We start from the raw sequence: 24,654 nt of genomic DNA, 5'->3' as shown, positions 1-24,654 counted from the left end.
ATGGTCCGCTGCAAACCCACGCTCAAGCTGAATGCCCAGGGCTCGCACGCCCAGACTGTGTTGCGCCTCAAGCCTCTGGCTCAGGTCATTGCCTTGTTGGTGGTGGCGGGCAATGCCCATGCGGCGACGGCGTTCAGCCCAGCGTGGTTCGCGGCCAAGGGGGCGACCCAGGCGACGACGGCGGCGCGGATCAATGCGGGGCAGATGCCGTCGGTGCCGACGCTGAACCAGCAGGCGCGGGTCAACCAGCAGTTGGCGCGGTCCATCAGCACGCTCAACACCACGGTCGCGGCGATTGCGGCGCAGCAGGCGGCGCAGGCGGCCGGTCGGCAGGCGGCGTTCGGTCAGGTCTCGACGATTCCCGACGGCCTCGGCAAAGGCGGCTTGCAGGTGGACAACAGCCTGACCCAGGGCTGGACCAATGCCAAGGCGCCGACCCAGACCCAGGCGGGCGGCAAGACCACGGTGAGCATTGAGCAGACCGCCGACAAGGCGATCCTCAATTGGGAGACGTTCAACGTCGGGCGCAACACCACGGTGGATTTCCAGCAGCAGTCCACCTGGGCGGTGCTCAACCGCGTCAATGACCCTGAAGCACGCCCCAGCGAAATCCAGGGCAAGATTCAGGGCGCGGGCACGGTGATGATCATGAACCGTAACGGCGTGGTCTTCAGCGGCACCAGCCAGGTCAATGTGCGCAACCTGGTGGCGGCTGCCGCGACGATCACCGATGACCAGTTCATCCAGCGCGGCCTTTATGTCGACACCAATGGCACTCAACCGACGTTCACCGACGCGGCGGGCAAGGTCGAGGTGCAGCGCGGTGCGTTGATCCAGACCCACAACGCCGCCACCTCCACCGACGCGGGCGGCTATGCCTTGCTGCTCGGCACCGAAGTGGAAAACGCCGGCACGATCATCACCGCCAAGGGCCAGACCACCCTGGCGGCCGGTGACAGCTTTTATATTCGCAAAGGGGTGGGCACGGCGGGCAACGAGCGTTCCACCACCCGTGGCAATGAAGTCGCCGCCAGCCCTCAAGCCTGGCAGCAGCGCAGGCAAGGTGATCAACAACGGCCTGATCATGGCCTCCACCGGCGACGTCACCCTGACCGGGCACCAGGTTCAGCAAAACGGCGTGGTCCTGGCCAGCACTTCGGTGGACACCCGCGGCTCCATTCACTTGCTCAACTCGGCCAGCGACACCAGCGGCAGCGTCACCTTGGGGGAGGGCAGCACCACTGCAATCCTGTTGGACGCCAGTGGCAGCACCGCCCTCAACAGCCAGAAAGACAACGGCCTGATCAAGCTCGACGGCACGCCGGCTAACCTGATCACGGGGCAGTTCAACCACCTCAGCGCCGTGGCCGACCGCACTGACCAGTCGCGTATCGAGATCGTCAGCGGTGGCACCGTGGACTTCCAGAAAGGCTCGATCACCCTCGCCACCGGCGGCCAGGTGGCGGTCAGCGCCGGTCAACGCAGCCTGGTGCGCGATGGCGCGATGATCGACGTGTCGGGCGCCGTGGGCGTCAAGGTGTCGATGGAAGCCAATAACATCAAGATCAACGTACAGGGCAACGAGCAGCGGGATGCGGCGATCAACCGCGACAATGGGCAACTGATCAATAACGACGTGTGGGTCGACTTACGCGACCTGGTGTTTGTCCCGGCCGGCACCAACGGCTACGCCACCGATCGCTGGTACACCGCCGGTGGTCTGCTGGAAGTCGGCGGTTACCTCGGCACCCAGGGCCATTCGGTGGGCGAATGGATGGCCCAGGGCGGCACCGTGACCTTTACCGGCAAAGATGTCGTGACCCAGCAGGGCGCGCAGATCAACTTGTCGGGCGGCACCGTGGATGTGCAAGGGGGCTACATCCGACAAACCTGGCTCAAGGGCCCGGATCGACGGTTGTACGAGTTGTCCAAAGCACCCGGCGACATTCTCTATTCCGGCATTTACAAGGGCTATGAAGACACCAGTGTTCGCTGGGGCCAGACCGAGTACTACTACAACCCGATGATTGCTCCGCAGGGCCGTAACGAGGCCGGTTATACCGTGGGCCGTGACGCCGGCAAGCTGGTGGTCAGCACCGCCAGCGCAGTGCTGGAAGGCCAGATGATCAGCGCGGTGTTCCAGGGTGATCGCCAGACCCAGGCGCCGAACATCAACCTGGACGGTTACCAGCAATCCCAAAAAGCCATGGCCCAGCTCGCGCAGTTGATCATTGGCCAGTACACGCCGATCTACAACAAGACCACCGGCACCTTGCGCTACGCCTTAGGGGCGAACGCCGACGAGGTGTCGATCGAAGGCAGCCTGGAAAAAATCGCCGATGGCCTGGACCTCGCCACCGCGTTGCCCCAGGACCGCCAGGGCAAAATCCTGCTCGACAGCGAGCAGCTCAGTGGCAACCCGTTGGGCGCGATCAAGGTCGCGGCCAGGCAGCAGGTGACCGTCAATGGCGCGCTCAGCGTGGCCGACGGCGGCGACATCACCCTGTTCGGGCCGAGGGTTGATATCAACGCCAACCTGACAGCCCTGGGTGGCAGCATCAATGCGGGCAACATCCTCAGCCAGGTCAACCCGCTGAAAGCGGGCGAGGTCGAAGACACGACCCTGGCCGGTGGTTCGAGTGTGAGTGTCGCGGCCGGCGTCAAGCTCGACGCCGGTGGCCGCTGGAACAACCTACTGCTCGACCCGACCAACAGCACCGGCGTGGCGTATGTCAACGGCGGCAAGGTCTCGTTGCGCAGTTCGAACAACGTCAACCTGGCGGCCGGCAGTGTGGTGGATGTGTCCTCCGGTGCGACCCTCGGCGTCGACGGCAAGCTCACCGGCGGCAAGGGCGGCAGTGTGACCCTGGGCGCCCTCGGCGCCTTGGCGTTGGAGGGCGAGGTGCGCGGCTTTGGCGTGAGTGGCGGCGGCACCCTGGCCTTGCAGGCACGCAAGGTGCAGATCGGCAACAGCGCGGCTGCGGTGGACAGCGACACCCTGAAACTGGCTGGCGACTTCTTCAATAAGGGTTTTTCGGCCTACGACATCACCGGCAACGAAGGGCTGATCGTCACCGACGGTACGCAAGTGGATGTGAGCCTGCCGACCTATCGTTTGGGCGCCCAAGCGTCCACCACGCCAACGGGCAGCGATCCCGCCACGGCCTTGGAGCAATGGACGCCGCCGCTGTACCAGGAGGACGCGACCAAGGGCGTGCTGACCCAACGCCGTGGTGCCGGTTTGAGCCTCACCGCCGGTACGGTCTACGCCACGGCTGCGCAACTGGCGAGCACAGCCCTGACGGTGGGCCACGGCGCGGTGATCAACGTCGATCCCGGCCAGGCCATCAAGCTGCGCAGCATCGGCCAATTGACCCTGGACGGAACGCTCAATGCCTGGGGCGGCAGTGTCAGCCTGGGCGGTGTGACCACCGGCGCCTCGGAGGCGGTGAACGCCATCGGCCATGACCGCTCGATCTGGATTGGCGAACAGGCGTTGATCGACGTGGCGGCGCGGGCGGCCACGGCGGTGGACTACCGTGGCCGCACTTACGGCGTGGTGCGCGACGGCGGCACTATCAACATTGGCGGCTCGCTTGACCTGAACACCGGCCTTGCCACGGCCAGCGACATGTTCGTGGTCGTGCGCGACGGTGCGCGCCTGGACGCGTCCGGCACCCAGGCCTTGCTGAATATTGCAGGGCAGGGCGCGGTGCAGGTCGCCAGTAACGGCGGCAGCATCAGCCTGGCCTCCAACAATGGCCTGTACCTGGATGGCAGCCTGGTCGCCAAGGCCGGTGGCGCCGGCGCGGCGGGCGGTAGCCTCAACCTGGCGCTGGAGAGCCCGTATTACCAGAAAGCCGGGGTCACCGATCGGGTGCTTAAGGTCCGTGACCTGGTGTTGAGCCAGGTGCACCAACCGACCGCGCTGGGCGACAGCCTGGAGTACGGGCATGGCCGCCTGGGTGTGGATCAAGTCACTGCCGGCGGCTTCGATAACCTCGCGCTGTTGAGCAATGGCTTATTGAGCTTTGACGGTGATGTGAGCCTGGACATGGGCCAGAGCCTGCGTCTTTACAGCCGTGGTTATGGCCTCAGTGAAAACGCGGCAGGCAACTCACGTGTCAACCTGACGGCGCCGCACCTGTTGCTGGCGGGCTACCTTGCGCCTCCTGAGACGGGCAAGGATTTATACGTGCGTCCGGTGCCGGTGTTGCCGGCGCCATCCCAGCGTGCAACCGAGGCGCAGTTCAATGCCGACGGCGACCTGGTGGAAGTGCGCGGTAATGTGATCTTCGGCAATCGCAGCAGCCTGTACGGCGCCGACAATAGCCTGGCGAGCCTTGAGCGCCGTGGCTTCGATCAGGTCAACCTGACCAGCCAGGGCGATTTGCGCTTTCTGGTGGGCGCCTCCGCGAACGACATCATCACCGGTGTCAGTACCCAGTTACTGACTCAGGGCGACATGACCCTGCGGGCGGCGCAGGTGTACCCGAGCACGGAAGTCAGTGCCCGTGTCATCGCCGGTTACCTGGGCGAGTCATCAGCTGTGCAGGGCCTGACGTTTGACCCTTTACGCACGTTGACCATTGGCCGCGTCGGCAGCACGGACGCGCCCCTGCCGTATTCGGCGTTCGGACGCCTGCAACTGGGCGCTGCCACCGTCAAGCAAGGCGGTGTGGTGCGCGCGCCATTGGGCCTGATCGATATCGGCAGCATGGGTAGCAGCCTGGTGCAATTGCTGCCGGGCAGCGTCACCTCGGTGAGCGGCAAGGGCCTGGTGTTGCCCTATGGCGGCACGCTGGACGGGCAGGTTTACAAGTACAACGGCAAGACGGTGACATTCCTCGGCCAAGGCGGGCTGGCCAATACCAACAGCGACTTGAGCGTGGGCGTCATTCTGGGCGGCCAGTCGGTTGCGGTGCAGCCGGATGCCATCCTGGACCTGTCGGGCGGTGGCGAGTTACTCGGCGCCGGGTTTGTTTCCGGGCGCGGCGGTTCCACGGATGCGCGTTACAACCCGCTGGTGCAATTTGGTGCCAACGGCGGGTTTGTGTTGCCGGGGCTGTCCACCAACCCGATCTACGCCATCGTGCCGGGCGTGCAACCCGGCGTAGCGCCGGTGGCTGCGGAGGGCGGTGCCGTGGCGCCGCTGGTTGGCCAGCAGGTCACCATCGGCGCGGGTGTGCCAGGGTTGCCGGCAGGCACCTATACCTTGATGCCGTCGACGTATGCCTTGATGCCCGGCGCCTATCGCGTGGAGATCAATGGCCTGGCCGGAGTCGGCAGCGACGCCGCGACCACCTTGATGCGCAATGGCTCGTGGGCCACGGCCGGGCAGTTGTCGATTGCCCACACCGGGATCCGCAACAGCACTGCCAGCCAGTTGATCCTGACTTCGGCGGACACCCTGCGCCGTTATTCCCAATACAACGAAACCAGTTACGCCCAATTCGCCAAAGCCGATGCGGCCAGGTTAGGCGTACCGCGCCCCATGCTGGAAGCCGACGCCAAGACCCTGAAACTGGCACTGCGCCCCGGCCAGGGGGGCGACGCATTCTCCTTCGAGGGTATCGGACGTTTTGATGCCGCGACGGGAGGCTATGGCGGTACGGTAGCGGTACTGGACCCTGGCAAGCTCGGCATTGAAGTGATCGCGGCTGACGCTTCGGCTACCGCCGGTTTTTCCGGCATTACGCTTAAAGCCGACACCCTCAATGCCATCGGTGCTTCACGGCTGATGGTGGGGGGCATGACCATGGTGGAGTATGGCCAGTCGGGCAACTTCATAAGCCTGGCATCGGGTGTGAATGCCGCCGATAGCAACGTGACTTTACGTGCGGGCGCCACCCTTGCCGCGCCCGAAGTGTTCCTGGTGAGCAACACCGGCGCCATCGTGGTAGAGCAGGGCGCTTCGATCAACACCCTGGGGCGCGGTGCCGCCAGCTACGACGCCCGCGACGGTTTTATCTACCAGGTTGCCAATATGCTGGCGGTGTCCAACGGTTTGCTGAACGTGGTGAGTGCCCCTCAAGTCGGCGGTGTGACCAGCGGTGGTATCAACATCGGCGCATGCAGCACGAGCGTCTGCACCGGCCAGACCGGGTTGTATTCCGATGGCAGCATCGTGGCCCTGACCGACAGCACCTTCCAACTGGGCGACCAAGTGCGCTATGGCACTCGTCACCTCAACCTGGGCGTGAGCACCATCAACCTGGGCAGCGTCGAAGCCCTCGCCGCGGCCGCTGCCGCAAACCGCTTGCCAGCCGGCCTGACCCTGAACCAGGCGCTGCTCGACCGCCTGCTGCGCGGCGACACGCAATTAGGCGCACCGGCCCTGGAGACCCTGCAGTTGTCGGCGCGTGACGGTTTTAACTTATACGGCAGCGCCAGCCTCGACACCTATGACCCGCTGACCGGCAAGTCGCTGCTGAGCAACCTGATGCTGTCCACCCCGTCCATCTATGGCGCCGGTGGTGCCAGCGATGTCGCGACCATTCACACCGCTAACCTGATTTGGCTGGGTGCTACTAACGCTCCCGGCGCGGTGGTGGCAGGCGGCGCAGGCACTGGCAGTGGGCGCCTGGATATCAATGCCGAGCGCATCGAGTTTGGCTATGGCGAATTTGGCCAGCCCAGCACTGTAAAAAGCTTCGACCGCCTGGCCCTGGGCTTTGCCAACGTTGCTCTCAACGCCAGCGAGCGCATCACCGCCAACCACAAGGGCAGCTTGTCGGTGTACCAGCGCCAGGGCGCCTATGACCCGGTCAGCGGCTTCCAGTACAGCGGCGGCAACTTGACCATTCGCACCCCGCTGATGACCGGTGAGGCCGGCTCGGTGAACACGATCAAAGCCGGCGGTGCGATCGATATCGGCGCCTCGGCAGGCCCCCGTGGCAACGCCAGCGGCCAGGGTGCCGCACTGTCCCTGCAAGGCGACAGCATCCGCGTGGCCAGTGCGGTGGTGTTGCCCAGCGGTAAAGTCAGCCTCAGTGCCCGTGGCGATGTGGTGTTGACCGACGACGCGCTGATTGACGTGGCCGGTCGTGGGATCACCTTCAACGATGTGACCCAATACGGGTGGGGCGGCGATGTGCTGCTCGACAGCCGCAGCGGCAATATCCTGCAGGCGGCGGGCTCGACCATCGACCTGTCCGCCAAGCACAACCAAGCCGGCAAGTTGCGTGCGGTGGCCACGGATGCGGCGGGTGGAATCGTCGATCTGCAGGGCAAGATCCTCGGCAGCAGCAGTGGTTACTACAACGCCGGTGGCACCTCTATGCCGCAACCGGCCGGAACCGTGGAGATCCAGGCGCAGCGCCTGGGCAGCAGCGGCTCCCTGGACCAGCAGTTTGCCGACCTCAACCAACGCCTGAACCAGGGCGAGGTGTTCGGTGCGCGCAGCTTTCAGCTCAAGCAGGGCGACCTGACCATCGGCAATGGGCTCAAGGCCGGCACCGTCAGCGTGTCCGTGGACAACGGCAGCCTGCGCGTGACCGGCCTGGTGGACGCCAGCGGTGAGCGCGTCGGCAGTATCAACCTGGCCGGCAAGAACGGCCTGACCCTGGACAGCACAGCCGTTCTCGACGCTCACGGCAGCAAGCTGCGCGTGGACAGCTACGGCAAGATCATCGACTCGCCGAACCGCGCCACGGTGGTGCTGGGCTCCGGCAGCGGCCAACTGACCCTCGCCGATGGCGTACGCATCGACCTGCGCCACGGTACCGGCGCGGCTGCTGGTAATGACGGACGCAATCGCGGCACCCTGGAACTGAATGCACCACGGTTGGCAGGCAATGACGTGGCGATCGACGCCAGTGGACGCTTGACCATTCAGGGCGCGCGCTCGATCACCCTCAACGGCATGGCGACCTACGACGATGCACCCGAAAAAAGCGATCCGACCGCCAGTGGCAGGCCGTATCAGGAAATCACCCAAGGTTATCTGGATGCAAAACACGCCTTGAGCGAGGCCTTCATCAATGCCGCCCTGCTCAATACGAACTTGCTGGATAACAAGCTCGCCGGCTTGAATAACGAGACCTACGCCGACGCTTTCCACCTGCGCCCCGGTGTGGAAATCGTCAGCAAGACCCCGGACGGCGACCTGGTGGTCCAGGGCGACCTGGACTTGTCCGGTTATCGCTATGCCAGCCTCAACCCCAACAGCCAGAAGAACAATGCCGTCTACGGCTCCGGCGAGTCCGGCAGCCTGACGCTGCGCGCCGGTGGGGACTTGAACATCTACGGCAGCATCAACGATGGCTTCGCCAAACCACCGGTGTCGGAGGATGACAAAGGCTGGGTGCTGCTGCCCGGTGTGGACTTCAGCGGCGGCACCATCGTGGTGCCGGGCAACGGTGTAACCCTGGCAGACGGTACGGCCTTCCCGGCGGGCAGCACGCTCAACTACGACCTGCCGATCAAAGGCCTGACGGTCGCCGCCGGCACCCGTTTGCCAGTGGCCGCGACCTTGGGCCAGGACCTGGTTCTGCCGGCGGGCAGCGTATTGGCGGCGGACGTGCGTGATGCCGGGGGCAACCTGTTGTTTGCCGCCGGTACGTTGCTCGCCGAGGCGCACACCCTGGTGGCGGGCACGCAATTGGGCGCCGGGACACTGTTGACCCAAGGCACCCGTCTGCAAGACATGATCTGGCCCAAAGGTGTACCGCTGCCGACGGTGCACGGGGCGAACCTGGCCAATAACATCGTGCAACTGAGTGGCAGCAAAGCCCTGCCGAAGGGCGCGCTGATCCCCGCCGGCACCGATGTGAAGTTGCCCAATGGGGCTGCCTCGGTGCAGTTGCGGGTTGGGGTGTCTGGCGACGCCGGTCAGGTGTGGGCCATCTCGCCGATGCTGGCCGAAGGCACCCAATCGTGGTCGTTGCGCCTGGTGGCGGGTGCCGACACCGAGGCCGCGGACAGCCGTCTGCTGCAAGCCCATCCGCGCAGCGGCGATATTCACCTGGCCGACAATCACTACGGCATGTATGCCAAGGAATTGCCGAGCAAAGGCGTTCAGACCTGGACGGCCGAAGCGGTGGCGGTGCTGACCGAGGCTGGGTTGGACATCAAAGAGGGCGACCCCATCGACCAGCAATTGCTCGATGACTTGAGCCTGGGGTCGATCGAGGATTTCTGCGCCGGCGCGCCGGAGTATTGCGCGATCAAAGTGACCTACGTGTGGACGCAGCAAGCGGCTGACGATCTGTTGAACCAGTCCGGTGTGATCATCCCCGTGGGCGCGGTGATCACCAATGAGTTCCTCGCCAGCCTGGAGCTGCCTACGGTGGATGAAGTCTGCGCCCTGGCTCCTGAATATTGCGCGGCCCAGAGCACGACCGAATACGGGGCGACGCCTTCGAGTACACGCTTCAGTGTGATCCGCACCGGCAGCGGCGACCTGGAGTTGTTGAGTGCGGGCAACCTGAGCATGGATTCGCTGTACGGCGTGTACACCGCCGGTACTTCATCGACCGGCACGTTTGCGGGTGACCCGTACAACCAGCCCAACGCTCAACCGTCCGGCGCTGTGCTGAACGATCCGGGAAGCTACTTTGAGCAATTCGTCAACGGCTCACCCACCAGCCGCTACCGGGCCTGGTACCCGGAGGCTGGGGGCAATCTGACCCTGAATGTCGGCGGTGACCTGACCGGTAATATCACCAGCACTGCGACCAGCAATGCGCGTCCCAACCCCAAGGACGCCGGAGTGGACTCGGCCGCAGTCGGCAACTGGCTGTGGCGCCAGGGCAGTGGTGACGTGGCCACGGGCGGGCAAGCTCAACCCACCGCCTGGTGGATCAATTTCGGCAGTTACACCGCGACCACGGCGGCGGACAAAATGCTTGGCTTCACCGGTTTCGGCACCTTGGGTGGCGGCAATCTGGACGTGAACGTGGTCGGTGATGCCGGGGTCTTGGATACCTTGGGCTATGGCTTCAACAACACCACTGTAAACCCCCACAGTCAGGGCCTGGCCCTGGCGGTCGGCAGCACGGGCCGGATCGCCAGCGATGGCAGCCAGCAGTTGACCGGCGGCGGCGATTTGCGCGTGCGCATCGGTGGGGCGCTGAACCCGGCCAGCGTGGCCGCGACTGCGGACCATCGTGATGGTGTGCTGGTCAACCTGCGCGGCGATGTGCAACTGCGCAGCACCAGCGTGGGCAGCGTCGACATGCTCTACGGCAGCATTTCCCCCACCCAGAGCCCGGGCGAAACCCGCGCGTTCGACCCATTGGTCGCGACCCGTGGCGTTGCCCGTGGTGGCATGACCCTGGTGCCCGGTGATGCCACGTTCAACCTGCAGACCCTGGGCGACTTGGTGGTGCAAAACGTCGAAGACCCGGGCCGGGTACAGCTTTCGCACGTATCACCCTTTGCCCAAGGCGCGAAAGTCGGCAGCGGTTCAAGCTGGTTTACGTTGTGGACTAAAGACACCGCGATTGATCTGTTTTCACTGGGCGGCAACCTCACACCCTTCACCCGCTCCGAAGCGACGGCCGACCTGGCGGTGGTCTACCCGTCCATCCTTAACGCTACCGCAGCGGGCGGCAGCCTGTATTACGGTAAAGCCGCGCAGACGCAGACCAACGGTGACAGCGCCTACAGTTATCCCTTGCTGTTGGCGCCTGGGGAAAACGGCCAGTTGCAGTTCCTCGCCCAAGACTCGATCTACGCCGGCGGCATGCCGGTTAGCCAGTCCGGCACGGCGAACAGTGCGATGGCGACGCCGTGGAATCCTGCGTACCAAGGCCGGGTGGGCAACGCCGTGGTCGCCAGCAACCTGTCGGTCACGGGTAACGCGGGCAACCTCTCATTGTTCGCATTCGGGTCTGGCACCACAGCCGCTTCATCTGCGGGCAGTGCTGAACCGGCGCGGTTTTATGCGATGGACGGCGACCTTGTCGGGGTGAGCAGTGGTCGGATAATCACGTTCCAGAAGACACCCGGGTCAGTGCATGAAGGTGAGACCTGGTATGAAGGGAATGGCGCGGTCCGCATGATGGCTGGGCGGGATATCGTCAGCAGTGGTCGTACTTTTGGCACTGATGGTTTTACCGTCGCGTCGCCAAGCGACAATCTGTTCATTCATAAAAACACGCAGGACATCTCCATCGTGTCTGCCGGGCGCGACATTCTCTACAGCAATTTCCAGGTAGCCGGCCCCGGCCTGCTGGAAGTCTCGGCCGGGCGCAATATCCTGCTGACAGGCACGGGCGGCGAGCACAGCGTGACCAGCCTCGGCGCGGTGTTGACGGGCGACAACCGCCCTGGCGCGAGCATCGTCATGCAGGCCGGTGTCGGCGCCACCGGACCGGATTACCAACGGTTCGTCGAGAGCTACCTGAACCCGCTCAACCAGGCACAAACGGGCGAGTCCTTGCAGGGCGGCAAAGTGGCCAAGACCTATGAGGACGAACTGGCCACCTGGCTGGCCGAGCGCTTCGGGTTTGCCGGCGACAGCGAGCAGGCCCGCGCTTACTACGCTGCATTACCCGCTGAGCAACAACGGGTGTTTGCCCGTGATGTGTATTTTGCCGAACTCAAGGCCGCTGGCCGCGAGTACAACCAGGACGGCGGCGTCCGCGAGGGCAGCTACCTGCGTGGCCGTGCGGCGATCGCGGCGTTGTTCCCGACCAGGGACGTGGCCGGCAACCCGATCACTTACCAGGGCGACATCACACTGTTCAACGGCTCGGGCGTGCACACCAATGCCGGTGGGTCGATCCAGATGCTCACCCCCGGCGGCGGCCAGACCTTCGGCATCGAAGGCGCGGCGCCACCGTCCACGGCGGGTGTGATCACCCAGGGTGCCGGTGACATTCAGCTGTATTCCATGGGCAGCATCCTCTTGGGGCAGAGCCGCATCATGACCACCTTTGGCGGCTCGATCATGGGGTGGACCGCCGAGGGCGACATCAACGCCGGTCGCGGCTCCAAGACCACCGTGGTGTACACACCGCCCAAGCGTGTCTATGACAACTGGGGCAACGTGGGCCTGTCGCCGTCGGTGCCGAGCACCGGTGCGGGGATCGCCACGCTGAACCCGATCCCGGAAGTACCGGCGGGAGACATCGACCTGATCGCGCCGTTGGGCACCATCGATGCGGGCGAGGCGGGGATTCGGGTGTCGGGTAACGTCAACATCGCGGCCTTGCGGGTGGTGAACGCGGCGAATATCCAGTCCCAGGGCAAATCGTCTGGGGTGCCTGTAACGGCCTCTGTCAATACCGGCGCCATGAGCTCGGCCAGCGCGGCGGGGGCAGCGGCCTCCCAGGCGGCGGAAGATGCGGCGCGCAGTCAGCAGGCGGCGGCCAAGCAGGGCAGGGCTTCGATCGTGACGGTGGAAGTGCTCGGGTTTGGGACTGAGCCGGTGCAGCGTGGGGTTGAAGAGGGGCAGAAGACGTCGGGGTATAACCCCAACAGCCCGGTGCAGGTGCTGGGCGCGGGGCCGCTGAGTGAACAGGCGCGGGCGCGGTTGACGGACGAGGAGAGGAAGCAGATTTCGTTGTAGTTGGGTTGGTAGGGCCTCTCGTTGGACTTTTGGGGTGATCTTTGATTGCCCCGTTTTTTTTTGCTCGTGTACATATCCGTTATTTGGGTAACGGCGGCTTAGGGTTCCGCTCTTAAAGCGGGTCACTTTTGTAAAGGCCGGAATGCCGGCCCAGACAAAAGTAACCAAAAGGCCTTCGCCCCACCACTCGGTGCCTCGCCTAGGCTCGGCATGCCCGTAATCCGACATTGATTTGGGGGGCCGCCGCCACGCGCCATCCATGGCGCAGGGCGGCTAAACCGGCATCCCTGCCGGTTTACCCCCCAAATCAACGTCGAATTCCGGCCATCGTGGTTGACGGGGCGATTTCAGATCAAAAGCAAGAGCGCGGCGGCCTTAGAGCCGACCGGGTTCTTAAGCCGAACTCCGTCCAAATGTGGGAGGGGGCTTGCTCCCGATGAGGGTGTGTCAGTTGATGCAGTTGTGACTGACCCACCCTCATCGGGAGCAAGCCCCCTCCCACAGTTTGATCTCCATAGATCAGATAGATAGGTCCTAGCCTGCTGTCCTGCTTTTGCTCTGCTTTTGCTCTGCTTTTGCTCTGTTTTTGCTCTGTTTTTGCTCTGTTTTTGCTCTGCTTTTGATGTGCTTTTGATCTGGCTCTTACATCCTTTTCGCTGACGAAGTCAGCGGTCTTTTGATCTGCGCTTTTGATCTTGATCTCAGGCGCCCCGTCAAACACGCTGGCCGAACGCAGGCTTGAATCCGTGGGTAACCCGGCAGGACGCCGGGTTAGCCGCGCTGGGCCATGGATGGCCCATCGCGGCGGCCCACGGATTCAAGCCGGAGTGCGGGCACACCGAGCCTAGGCGAGGTGCCGAGTGTTGGGGCGAGAGCCTTTTGCTTACTTTTGGGCTCTTCCAAAAGTGAGTCGCTGTAAGAGCGAAACCCTAAGCGGCCGTTACCCAAATAACGGATATGTACTCACCCCACCACCCCCAAAAAAACCCAAAAAATGAAGCTTTCATGACAAAAGTTCGGTAGCCAACCCTTACCCCCGTCTCTCCTGTGTAACGCGCTCAAGAACACCACGAAGGTGTTCTTAAAGCCGCCAGCAGGACGCCAGGAGTGGGGCAATGGGATCTATGGAACGTTATTCAAAAGTCGGCATGCAGGAGCTCGACCAGCGCCTGTCAAAGATCGTCGAAGCCGCGCGCAAGAAGCCGGTGTCGGTCTATCGCTATGGCGCACCCTGGGTATGGATCGTCTCCCAGGACGATTGGCAGGGCGCCGTGAAGGAAGTCTCCAGCTACATCCCCGCAGGCCATTCCCTGGTGCTACTGCGCCCGCAGATCGACGACGTCCTCGACCAGCACCGCGACTGGCTGGTGGCCGAGCCCTCGATGTTGATCGCACCGCAGACCGTGCTGCAGATCCTGCTGCTGCAACTGCTGTACTCGGTGCCCAGCGAACAGCAACTGCACGAACAGCTCAACTACAACCTGCTGTTCCGCTGGTTCGTCGGCCTGGACCTGAACCAGAAGGTCTGGAGCATTCACGTACTCACCCGCGATATCGCCACGCTGCTCAACAACCCTCGTGCGGTACAGCTCATCCAGAAAATCATTGGTGACGTGTTTTGTGGCGCCTTGCTGCACATGCCGGAGTTCTCGCTGAACTTCGCCTTGCTGCACACCTGGCTGGCACGCCACGGCAACACCTCGATCGCCAGCAATTGAGCCGGCCGAACGCCGTGCCAGTGGCGGCGGCGAACACTTATAGAACGTCAGGGGGCGGTGTGGAGCATCTGTTCAAATCAACGCTGGTGCTGTGCTGCTTGGCGCTGGGGGCCATGGCCCAACCCGCGCTGGCGGAGGACGCAGCGCCGGCACGCAAAGTGGACGTCAACGAGTACTTCGTGCGTGGCAATACCGTGCTTGATGCGGCCACCATCGAGGAGGCGGTGTACCCGTTCCTGGGCCCGCAAAAGACCCTCGACGATATCGAAGGCGCCCGGGACGCCTTGCAGAAGATCTACCAGGCGCGCGGTTACCAGTCGGTGTTTGTCGAGTTGCCGGAGCAGAAGGTCGATGACGGCATCGTCTATCTGCAAGTCAGCGAAACCAAGGTCGGCCGGGTACGTGTGGTCGGCGCCAAGCATTACTCGCCGGTGGAAATCCGCGAGCAAGTGCCGGGCCTGGAGGAGGGCGCGGTGCCGGATTTTTCCACGGTGCAAACCCAGTTGGCCGGGCTCAATCGCAGCGCCGGGCGCCAGGTTACGCCGCTGGTGCGCGAAGGCCAGCGCCCCGGCACCATGGATGTGGATTTGCAGGTGGAAGACCAGAACCCCTGGCACGCCAGTATCGGCCTGAACAACGATTACAGCGCCGACACCGAGAAGCTGCGTTCGGTCGCGACACTGGGTTACGACAACCTGTGGCAACTGGGCCACAGCATCTCCCTGACGTACTTCACCGCACCCCAGGACACCGACAACGCCAAGGTCTGGTCGGGCTCCTACAGCGCGCCGCTGGATGAGCGCTGGACTTTGCAGTTCTCCGGTTACCAGTCCGACAGCAACATCGCCACCATCGGCGGCAGCAACGTACTCGGTAAGGGCCACTCCTATGGGGTGTCGGCGATTTACAACCTGCCGGCCGCCGGCAATTGGGCCAATTCTTTCTCGTTCGGTATCGACTTCAAAGACTTCGACGAGCAGATGAGATTCGGTTCCAGCAGCGATCAGGTACCGCTCAAGTACGCGCCGTTCACCCTCGGCTACAACGGCTATCGCTACACCGAACAGTCCCAGTTGGGGTTGGGCCTGAACCTGGTGGTCGGCACCCGTGCGTTCTTTGGTTACGGCAGCGACGCCGAAGAGTTCGATTACAAACGCTACAAGGCCAGCGCCAGTTTTGCCGTGCTCAAGGGCGACCTGAATTACAGCTACACCTTCGCCAACGATTGGCAGTCGGCGTCCAAGGCCGGCTTCCAATTGGCCTCGGGGCCGCTGGTGTCCAACGAGCAGTATTCCGCCGGCGGCGCCACTTCGGTGCGCGGCTACCTGGCGGCCGAACGCACCGGCGACGAAGGCTTGCTGCTGTCCCAGGAGCTGCGCACGCCGTCCCTGGCCAAGTTCCTCGGCAGTTATGTGCAGGAGTGGCGCTTTTATGCGTTCGCCGAAGGCGCGCGCCTGCGTCTGCACGACCCGCTGCCCGAGCAAGAAGACGAATACAGCCTGGCCAGTGTCGGCCTGGGCACCCGCGCCAGTTTGAGCAAATGGTTGTCCGGCAGCCTGGATTGGGGCTACCCGCTGCTCGATGGACCGAACACCCAGAAACAGGATTCGCGACTGCACTTCAGTGTGCAGGCGACGTTCTGACTTTTTCTTCCGGAGACTTCACCCATGCAACGCCTATTTCTGAGCCTGATGATCTGCCTGGGCTTCGCGCTCCCGGCCACCGCCCACGCCTGGTGGCAGGACGATTGGCACTACCGCAAACAGATTTCGGTAGACACCACCGCCCAAGGCGCCGCGATCAATCAGGCCTTGGGCCGTACCGCACTGCTGGTGCGCTTGCACACCGGCAATTTCACCTTTGACGGGGTCAAGGACGACGGCGCCGACCTGCGCTTTGTGAGTGCCGATGACAAGACCGTGCTCAATCACCAGATCGAGAGCTTTGATCCGTTGATGGGCATGGCGCTCATTTGGGTCGACGTGCCCAAGGTCGAAGGCGGCCAGCGCCAGGACATTTGGATGTACTACGGCAACCAGAAGGCCCCGGCCACCGCCAACGGCCAGCTGACGTTTGACCCTAATTACACCGCGCTCTATCACTTTGACGGCGCCAATGCCACGCCGCCACGGGACACCACGGCCTATGCCAACACGGCGCTGAACGCCACCGGCGCGAGCATCGACGGCGTAATCGGCCGCGCCTTGCAGTTCGGCGGCCAGCCGCTGTTGCTGCCGGCCAGCCCGTCGCTGCAACACGCCGCCGGTGGGGCGTTCACCGTCAGCGCCTGGTTGCGTCTGGACCAGGCCAGTGGCGAACAAATCGTCCTGGCCCGTCGCGACGGTGCCCACAGCCTGTTGCTGGGCTTGAATCAAGGCATGCCGTTTGTGGAAATCGACGGCCAGCGCGCTGTCTCGACGCAGCCGTTGAACCCCGGCCAATGGCAGCACTTGGCGTTCACCGCCGAGGGTGAAAAAGTCGCGCTGTATGTGAATGGTCGCGAAACCGCGACGCTCGCCGTCGCATTGCCGGCCTTCAATTCCCAATTCGCCATCGGTGCCGACCTGCCGGAAGCAGGCAGTACGCACTTGCCGTTCGCTGGTGCGATGGATGAGCTGCGCTTGTCCAAAGTGGCGCGCCCGGCCGCGCTGTTGCTGGCTGATGCCAGTGCCCAGGGCGCCGAGTCGAAACTGGTGGCTTACGGGGTGGATGAAGAACAGTCGGGCATGGGCTTCGGCAGCCTGGGCTTTTTGCTCAATGCCGTGCCGGTTGATGCCTGGGTCATCATCCTGGTGCTGGTGGCGATGATGTTCCAATCGTGGGTGATCATGCTGCGCAAGAACCGTCAGGTCAGCCGTGTGAGCAGTGCCAACGAGGTGTTCCGCGAGCACTTCGCGCAGATCGGCACCCGCCTGGAAATGTACGCCGACGACGCGCAACTGGGTGAGCGGCTGACCCATTCCTCGCTGTGGCGCCTGTACCTGGTGGCGGTCAAGGAGATCCGCACGCGCCGTGCCCAGGGCGCCGACACCTCATCGGTGTCTGCGGCCACCATCGAAGCCATCCGCTGTTCCATGGACGGCGTGCGCACCCGTGAGAACCAGGCCCTCAGTTCCAAACTCTCGACCTTGTCCAACGCCATTGCCGGCGGCCCGTACATCGGCCTGCTCGGTACGGTGCTGGGGATCATGGTGGTGTTCCTCGGCACGGCCATGGCCGGTGACGTCAACATCAACGCCATCGCCCCCGGTATGGCGGCCGCCTTGCTGGCCACGGCCATGGGCCTGTTCGTCGCGATCCCCGCGCTGTTTGGCTACAACCGCCTGATCACGCGCAACAAGGAAGTCAGCGCCGACATGCGGGTGTTCGTCGACGAGTTCATCACCCGCCTGGCGGAGATGCACGGCGAGAGCCAGCACAGTGAAGCCGCGCACCGTCGCGAACATCACGCATCGGTTCCGGCCTGAGGAGAATCGCCATGGCTTCCGTAAATACCTCCCACGACGATGACGATGATGCCGCTGTCGACAGCATCAACATCACGCCGCTGGTGGACGTGCTGATGGTGGTGTTGGTGATGTTCATCCTCACCGCCACCGCCCAGGTGTCGGGTATCCAGATTCACCTGCCCAAGGCCAGCGCTTCGGTGTCGTTGTCGGAGGCAAAGACCAAGGCCATTTCCGTCAATGACGGCGGCCAGGTGTTCCTCGACGCTTACCCGGTGACCCTCGGCGAGCTGGAAGAGCGCCTGCGCATCGAGAAAGCACTGAACCCGGATTTCCCGGTGATCGTGCGCGGCGACGCCATGGTGCAGTACCAGAAAGTGATCGAAGTGCTCGACCTGCTGCGCCGATTGGAGCTGTCCCAGGTCGGGTTGGTCACCGGCAAACCGAGCCAGGGCTGAGTCATGACTGCACAGATCCCGATCACGCCGTTGCCGGTCAAGAAAACGCCGAAGCTGCGCCCGCTGAAGTGGGGCGCCGGCCTGCTGCTGGCGGCCGTGGCGGCCTGGTTTTTATGGCAATGGGCCAATGACATGAGTGGCGTACGTCGCGAAGCGCCGAAGGTGCCGACGATTATTCCGTTGCCGCCACCGCCGCCGCCACCGCCTGAAAAGCCCAAGGAACCGGAGCCGCAAGTGGAAGAAAAAATCCCTGAGCCGGTCCCTACTCCAGAACCGGAAGAGGTCAAGCCGGCCGAGGAAGCGCCGCCTTCACCGGCCGATGACCTGGCCAACCCGATGCAGATCGATGGCGACGCCCAGTCAGGCAACGACGGTTTCAACATTGGCGCGGGCAAGGGCGGCGGCATGGCGGGTTCCGGTGGTGGTGGACTCGGTGCCGGCACTTATAAGCAGTACTTGGCCGGGGTGTTTCAACGCCTGCTGCGCGAAGACCCGGAGTTACGCAAGAAGGCTTACACGGTGCAAGCGGACTTGTGGCTTGACGCCGAAGGCGCGGTCACCCGTGCGCAGTTGGCCAAGTCCAGCGGCGATGCCGACACCGATGCCCAGGTCCTCGCCGCCTTGCGTGCGCCCCATGCCACGCAACGGGTGCCGGCCTCGGTGACGATGCCGGTACGCCTGTCCCTCAAGGGTCGGCGTCCAGATTGATCGAATGCTTTTTCAATGGTTTTTTACAGGAGTTGCGTACACATGATTTCCCCCGTGAATCGACTGACCCTGGCGGTTGGCATGGTCATCGCGACCCTGGTCGGCCAGGCGGCGGCTGCTCCGGTTGCCCCTTCGGAAAACGTCACCATCAACCTGATCCGCCTGCTGGTGCAGCAGGGCGTGCTGACCCAGGACACCGCCAACGGCCTGATCGCCCAGGCCGAAAAAGAAGCCTTGCAGGCGCGCCAGGCCAATGCGGCGCCGGTGGTTGCCAGCGGCCCGGTCGCAGCGCCTGGGGATGTGCGGGTGCAGTATGTGCCGCAAGCGGTGCGTGATCAGATCCGTGACCAGGTGAAGGCTGAAGTCATGGCCACCGCCAAGCAGGAAAACTGGGCCCAACCCAACACCTTTCCGGATTGGATCTCACGGGTGAGCTTTGATGGCGATATCCGTTTACGCGACGAATCTCGGTATTTTTCGGGCAAGAACGACGACACCATCACCGACTACGCCAAGCTCAACGATTCAGGCCCGTATGACGTCAATCCTGGCTCCAATACGCGTTTCCCGCCGTTGCTCAATACCCGCGAGGACCGTGAGAACCTGTTCCGCCTGCGCGCCCGCCTGGGCATGAAAGCGGTGATTTCGCCGGAATGGACCGCCGGCATTCGCCTGGGTACCGGTTCGGACAATAACCCGGTGTCCACCACCCAGACCCTGGGCGGTGGTTTCGGCAAGAAAGACATCTGGCTCGACCAGGGTTACCTGAGCTGGAAAGCCTCCGACGCGGTGACGCTGACCGGCGGGCGTATCGGCAACCCGTTCTATTCCACTGACATGATGTATTCCAACGACCTCAATTTCGACGGCGTGGCGGCGATTTTCAATCACAGCCTCAACAGCGAGTGGGGCCTGTTCGGCACCCTTGGTGCGTTCCCGGTCGAGTACACCTCCGACACTGCCAGCAGCAACGGCGTCGACAAGCAGGACAGCGAGACCAAATGGCTGTTTGGCGGGCAGATCGGCGCGGACTGGAAGATCAGCCGCAGCAACAAACTCAAGCTGGCCGCCGCGTACTACCAATTCCAGGACATCGAAGGCGAACGTTCCAGCCCGTGCTCACCGTGGGCAGGCCAACCCGGTTGCGACACTGATGGCTCGCGGGTGGCGTTTATGCAAAAGGGCAACAGCGTGTTCAACCTGCGCAACATCACGCCTAACCCGGCCACACCCGGCCTCACGCCGGAGCCGCAATACGTCGGCCTGGCGTCCAAGTTCAATGTGCTGGACCTCAACGCGGTCTGGGACAGCGAGTTGCCCAGCGACTTGAAGCTGCGCAGCCAGGGCAACTTCATTCACAACCTGGCCTACGACAAGGGCGAAATGCTCAAGCGCAGCGAAGGCCAGATCGTCAACAACCTCAACAGCGACGGCCAGTTTGAAAGTGGCGGCAATGCCTTGATGGTCTCGTTCACCCTCGGCAGCGCGCTGGAGATGCGCAAGCGTGGCGACTGGAACGTGCTGGCCGGCTACAAATACATCCAACCCGACGCCTTGCCCGACGGCTTCAATGACTCCTCGTTCCACCTGGGCGGCACCAATGCCAAGGGCTATTTCATTGGCGCCAACTACGGCATCGAAAAGAACATCTACGCCAGCGCACGTTGGTTGAGCGCCTCCGAAGTCTACGGCCAGCCATTTGAAGTGGATGTGATGCAACTGGAACTCAACACGCGCTTTTGATGCGCAGGGAGATGCCACATGAACACGCGAATCTGCGGGCTGTTGTTGCTGTTCGTCGCCAGCGGCGCTTGCGCCGAAGGCATGGAGGAACGTCTGCGTACCCAACTGCGCAGCACTACCCAGCAATTGCAGGCGTTGCAAAGCGAGCAGGCCCAGGCCAGTGCCGCGCGCATCGCCGCCGAAACCCAGGCCAAGCAGGCCCAGGCCCAGATCAAGCAGTTGACGGCTGAGCTGGAAAAGACCCGTGGCATGGCCGAGCAACTGGCCGGCCAGCAACAAAGTCTGCACAGCCAGGCGCAAGCCCAGGTGAATGCGAGCAACGAGCAGATTGGCAAGTTCAAGAAGGCCTATGACGAGTTGCTGGTGCTGGCCAAGGGCAAGGAAACCGAGCGTGCGCGGTTGCAAGCGCAATTGAGCGAACGTGACACACAAGTGCAGCAATGTTCAGTCAAGAATCAACAAATGTACGGCGTGGCCCAGCAGTTGCTCGCGGCCTACGAAAAAATCGATGTGGCTGAGGTGATGAGTATTCGCCAGCCGTTCGCCAGCAGCGCGCGGGTCAAGTTCGAGGAACTGGCCCAGGGTTTTGGCGACGATTTGTACAAGAGCCGTTTTGATGCGCCCCAGGCGGGCGTCACCCACTGATCGACAAGGAAGAACAGACCATGAGCGAATTGATCACTAGCGTTAGCGTCCAGAGCCTCACCGAGCTGTTGCAGGAAGCCGGCTACCGGGTCAACCAATCCGAACAGAACGGCATCGTGCAGTTGCTCAGCGCCAGCCAGGGCATCGGCTTTGCCGTGCGTTTCGGCAACCCGGCGGCCGAGCAGGGCAGCTATGTGGACTTCACCTACAGCTGCGCGCTGCGGGTCCAGGGCGAATTGCCCGAAGGCTTGGCCCAGGTGTGGAATGCCTCGCGCCGTTTTGCGCGGTTGTCGGTGCAGGGTGAATTCCTATTGATGGAAATGGACGTGGTGGTGGCCGGCGTTGGCGCCACGCACCTGCGCAGTCAGTTGGAATTGTGGGACCGTCTGTTGCAGGAATTCATTGTCTACCTGCGTGAATACAGCCAGCACGCGGCGCAGTTGCAGGCCGCCGCGGTTGGGGAAGAGGCGCCTGTCCTGTGAAAAAGCCGACACTGATGGTCGGCGCGGGCGCGTTGGCCCTGCTGGTGGTGGCAGTGGCGTTGAGCCTGCGACCGGGCAGCGACCCGGTGGCGGCGCAACAACCGGCGCCGGTGATCAGCCCTGCGTCAACCGGGCCGGCGGTTGCGCGCCTGGGCAACCAGCAGATCGACCTGCCGGAACTGAAAAACGTGCTCGCCAGCCTGCCGGCTGAATCCCGCGAACAATTGCGTGGCAACCGTGGCGCCCTGGAAACCTGGATCCGCTCGCGTCTGGCGCAAAAAGCCGTGCTGGAACAGGCCGACGCCCAAGGCTGGCGCCAGCGCCCGGAGGTGGAGCAACAGACCCGCGCCGCCACCGAGCAGATCGTGTTTCGTGACTACATGTTGTCGGTCAGTAAAGTCCCGGCCGATTACCCCAGCGCCGCTGAATTGCAACAGGCCTACGACAGCGGCAAGGCGCAATGGGTGACGCCGCCGTTGTACCGGGTGAGCCAGATTTTCCTCGCCGTGAATGACCCGCAAACCCTCGATACCGTGCGGCGCCAGGCCCAGGAGTTGAGCCGCAAGGCCCAGGCCGCGCCGGCCGATTTTGCGGCCTTGGCCACGCAGTTTTCCCAGGACCCGGACAGCGCCGCGCGCGGAGGTGATTCGGGGATGCAGCCGTTGCAGCAACTGGTGCCGCAAGTGCGCGAGGCGGTGTCGCGACTCAAGGTCGGCGCGGTGTCGGACGTGGTGCAGAGCCCGGCGGGGTTCCATGTGCTGAAGTTGATCGGCCAACAACCGACGCGCACCGCCAGCCTCGATGAGCTGCGTGAACGCCTAACCCAGGCCCTGCGTGCCCAGCGTCAAGAGCAGATCGCCAAGGCTTACCTTGAAGGCATGCTCAACACCGCGACCTTGAGCATCGACGGCGCTGAGCTGAACAAAGTGTTGGAGTAATACCCGTCCACCCGCATTGGATGCCCAGACCAACAAGACAGGGAGTCTCAAATGGCATTACTGGAACCGTCCGGCCCTCAGGGCACCGCCGCCTATCCCGCGGCGGCCGAGCCGCGCAGCCATTGGCTGGCCCTGGCCCATGAGATTGATCCGGAGGTGGCGCGCTACTTTCTGGTGAGCGCGCGCTGCGGCTGCTTTATGCAGGCGGCGCGCAGCCTGAACATCAAGGCGACGCTGCTGCGCAAGCGCCTGGCGCAACTGGAAGAGCACTTGCGGCACGTGTTGTTCAGTTACCAGGGCAATGGGCTGGTGCTCAGTCGGGACGGCCAGCAATTGCAGGCGCAACTGATCGCTCTGGCCCATGAACGACGCCTGCCGGTGGTGGAACAGCCGCTGATCCGCGTGGCGGTGGCCGAACCGATCCTGCATGACATCCTCGGCCGCGATTTGATCGCCTTGCTGCGCCGCAACGCCAGCGTGCGCCTGGAGATCATCTCCATCGACAGCCAACTGTCCCTGCAAGCGGTGGACGTGGATGTGGTGGTGTGGCTGTCGGACAGCGACAGCCCGATGCCCGGCCCGGGCTTTGTCACCGAACCGCCAAGGGCCCTGGCGCGCCTGCAGTACTTGCCGCACATTGCCAAGCGCTACTCGCGGCTGACCACGCGCCCGGACAGCGTGGAAGACCTCGCTGACTACATGCTGGTGCAATGGCAACCCGATGCGCAGGTCGAGGCCTTGCAGCCATGGAACCACGTGGTGGAGCAGCGCCTGGCCGCCGTGGTGCAGGTGCATGCGTATTCGCTGATGCTGGAGATGATCCGCTGCGGCGCCTGCATCGGGTTGCTGCCGCACTACATGAGCAGCTTCGACCGAGGTCTGGTGGCCTTGCCGGGGTTGTTGGCCGAGAGCATGCAGCGTCAGGTGTGGCTGGCGGTGAATGCACAGGTGCAGGATGCCGAGGCGGTGCAGATGATTGTGGCGTTGATCGTCAGTACGTTCGAAGGCCGCCGCGAGTGGTTTGATTGACTGCACATGTTCAATGAGATGGCCCGTAGCAGAGGAATTGCGGGGCTGGTTTCACCGTTGCAGCACACCACGAAAGGTTGCGCTCAGGGCGCGCAACGTTTCCCTGGAGCGTGCGTCACTGATACGGCTGTAAAGCACCACTTCACTGACGGGCAACGCCGGCAACCCATATTGCTCGCTCACCTCCACCGCGCCAGCGGGTGCCACGCGGTGGGCGAGGGCGGCGACGCCGAGGCCGGCGCTGACTGCCGCACCCACGGCCATCACACCGCCGCCGACGAATACTTCGGTCCAGTCGATGCACGCCGCATCCAGTGCGCGTGTGGCCAAGTGGCGAACGCCGCAGGGCGCGGCCATGGTCGCCATGCGCAGTGGCGTGCCGGCGCTGTGCTGCCAGGTGGGCGCGGCGAACCAGCCAAAGCGTTCCACCACCAAGACTTCGCCGTCCTGGCGGTCGCCCTCGTTGCGCACGATGACCGCGTCCAGCTCGTTGCGATCGAAGGCCGCGACCAGGTCGCGGGAGGAGGCGATGCGCACTTCGAGGATCACCAAAGGGTCATAGGCGGCCAGGCGGCTGAGCCAGGCCGGCAAGTCCGGGCCGGCGACATGGTCGCTGATGCCGATCACCAGGCGACGCGGTGCGTGGGTGCCCATGTCGCCCAGCGCGCGTTCATGGGCGTTGAGCAGCGCACGCGCGGCCACGATGAACTGCTCGCCCTGGGGCGACAGCCGCACATGCCGTGGCGTGCGCTCAAGCAGACGATAGCCGAGGCGCTCTTCAAGGCGCTTGAGCTTAAGGCTGATCGCGGCCTGGGAAGTGTCGAGGGCCTCGGCGGCACGGGTGAAACTGCCGAAATCGGCCACCAGTACGAAGGCGTGCACGGTGTCGATGTCCAGAGGTTTGAGCGCGTCAGTCATATCAAATCCTTATCGCACCTATATTCGGTCATATCTTGTTGAAATCATCGCG

General features: G+C 63.6%; 12 protein-coding genes and 1 pseudogene. 12 read left to right on the top strand and 1 reads right to left on the bottom strand.

Annotation, left to right across the window (positions count from 1 at the left end):
* The 12 genes and pseudogenes from ACVWXD_RS13030 to ACVWXD_RS12975 form a co-directional block, all read left to right on the top strand.
* Positions 1–927: pseudogene (locus ACVWXD_RS13030) on the top strand (two-partner secretion domain-containing protein); the annotation flags it as partial.
* Positions 928–1,018: 91 nt separating this feature from the next.
* On the top strand, positions 1,019–12,517 hold the full coding sequence (locus ACVWXD_RS13025) for a filamentous haemagglutinin family protein (RefSeq protein ID WP_457371102.1): 11,499 nt from the start codon (positions 1,019–1,021) through the stop codon (positions 12,515–12,517).
* A 1,124-nt stretch (positions 12,518–13,641) separates the two neighbouring features.
* Positions 13,642–14,235 (top strand): transposase, encoded by a 594-nt coding sequence (locus tag ACVWXD_RS13020; protein ID WP_032885396.1) that lies wholly within the window; start codon positions 13,642–13,644, stop codon positions 14,233–14,235.
* Positions 14,236–14,294: 59 nt separating this feature from the next.
* Positions 14,295–15,878: a ShlB/FhaC/HecB family hemolysin secretion/activation protein gene (locus tag ACVWXD_RS13015; RefSeq protein WP_095185993.1), complete on the top strand. Its 1,584-nt coding sequence runs from the start codon at positions 14,295–14,297 to the stop codon at positions 15,876–15,878.
* Positions 15,879–15,902: 24 nt separating this feature from the next.
* The gene (locus ACVWXD_RS13010) at positions 15,903–17,702 is read left to right on the top strand and encodes a DUF2341 domain-containing protein (RefSeq protein ID WP_099601618.1); all 1,800 of its coding nucleotides are present in this window, start codon (positions 15,903–15,905) and stop codon (positions 17,700–17,702) included.
* Between the two features lie 11 nt (positions 17,703–17,713).
* Positions 17,714–18,139: an ExbD/TolR family protein gene (locus ACVWXD_RS13005; protein ID WP_016980095.1), complete on the top strand. Its 426-nt coding sequence runs from the start codon at positions 17,714–17,716 to the stop codon at positions 18,137–18,139.
* 3 nt (positions 18,140–18,142) lie between these two features.
* Positions 18,143–18,847 carry an energy transducer TonB family protein gene (locus ACVWXD_RS13000; protein ID WP_032885393.1) on the top strand — a complete coding sequence of 235 codons (705 nt, stop codon included), beginning with the start codon at positions 18,143–18,145 and terminating at the stop codon, positions 18,845–18,847.
* A gap of 42 nt (positions 18,848–18,889) precedes the next feature.
* Positions 18,890–20,590, top strand: a complete 1,701-nt coding sequence (locus ACVWXD_RS12995) for a putative porin (RefSeq protein ID WP_457371101.1) — start codon at positions 18,890–18,892, stop codon at positions 20,588–20,590.
* A gap of 18 nt (positions 20,591–20,608) precedes the next feature.
* Entirely contained in the window at positions 20,609–21,235 is a 627-nt protein-coding gene (locus ACVWXD_RS12990) for a DNA repair protein (RefSeq protein WP_181640167.1), read from the top strand.
* Positions 21,236–21,255: 20 nt separating this feature from the next.
* Positions 21,256–21,717, top strand: a complete 462-nt coding sequence (locus ACVWXD_RS12985; RefSeq protein WP_032885390.1) for a YbjN domain-containing protein — start codon at positions 21,256–21,258, stop codon at positions 21,715–21,717.
* On the top strand, positions 21,714–22,655 hold the full coding sequence (locus tag ACVWXD_RS12980; RefSeq protein ID WP_457371100.1) for a peptidylprolyl isomerase: 942 nt from the start codon (positions 21,714–21,716) through the stop codon (positions 22,653–22,655). The genes ACVWXD_RS12985 and ACVWXD_RS12980 overlap by 4 nt, the downstream gene beginning before the upstream one ends.
* A gap of 51 nt (positions 22,656–22,706) precedes the next feature.
* Positions 22,707–23,684: a LysR family transcriptional regulator gene (locus ACVWXD_RS12975; RefSeq protein WP_032885388.1), complete on the top strand. Its 978-nt coding sequence runs from the start codon at positions 22,707–22,709 to the stop codon at positions 23,682–23,684.
* A gap of 51 nt (positions 23,685–23,735) precedes the next feature.
* On the opposite strand, the gene ACVWXD_RS12970 is transcribed toward ACVWXD_RS12975, so the two are convergent.
* Complete coding sequence (locus tag ACVWXD_RS12970) at positions 23,736–24,602, bottom strand: LysR family transcriptional regulator (protein ID WP_032885387.1); 867 nt, start codon at positions 24,600–24,602, stop codon at positions 23,736–23,738.
* Between the last annotated feature and the right edge of the window lie 52 nt (positions 24,603–24,654).

It is taken from the genome of Pseudomonas sp. TE3911, assembly GCF_054062775.1.
This window is presented reverse-complemented; position numbering and strand designations above follow the sequence as displayed.

Coding starts and splice junctions, on each gene's coding strand:
- ACVWXD_RS12975 (WP_032885388.1), top strand. CDS start 22,707: ATGGCATTACTGGAACCGTCCGGCCCTCAGGGCACCGCCGCCTATCCC.
- ACVWXD_RS12970 (WP_032885387.1), bottom strand. CDS start 24,602: ATGACTGACGCGCTCAAACCTCTGGACATCGACACCGTGCACGCCTTC.
- ACVWXD_RS13025 (WP_457371102.1), top strand. CDS start 1,019: ATGAAGTCGCCGCCAGCCCTCAAGCCTGGCAGCAGCGCAGGCAAGGTG.
- ACVWXD_RS13020 (WP_032885396.1), top strand. CDS start 13,642: ATGGAACGTTATTCAAAAGTCGGCATGCAGGAGCTCGACCAGCGCCTG.
- ACVWXD_RS13000 (WP_032885393.1), top strand. CDS start 18,143: ATGACTGCACAGATCCCGATCACGCCGTTGCCGGTCAAGAAAACGCCG.
- ACVWXD_RS13005 (WP_016980095.1), top strand. CDS start 17,714: ATGGCTTCCGTAAATACCTCCCACGACGATGACGATGATGCCGCTGTC.
- ACVWXD_RS12995 (WP_457371101.1), top strand. CDS start 18,890: ATGATTTCCCCCGTGAATCGACTGACCCTGGCGGTTGGCATGGTCATC.
- ACVWXD_RS12990 (WP_181640167.1), top strand. CDS start 20,609: ATGAACACGCGAATCTGCGGGCTGTTGTTGCTGTTCGTCGCCAGCGGC.
- ACVWXD_RS12985 (WP_032885390.1), top strand. CDS start 21,256: ATGAGCGAATTGATCACTAGCGTTAGCGTCCAGAGCCTCACCGAGCTG.
- ACVWXD_RS13010 (WP_099601618.1), top strand. CDS start 15,903: ATGCAACGCCTATTTCTGAGCCTGATGATCTGCCTGGGCTTCGCGCTC.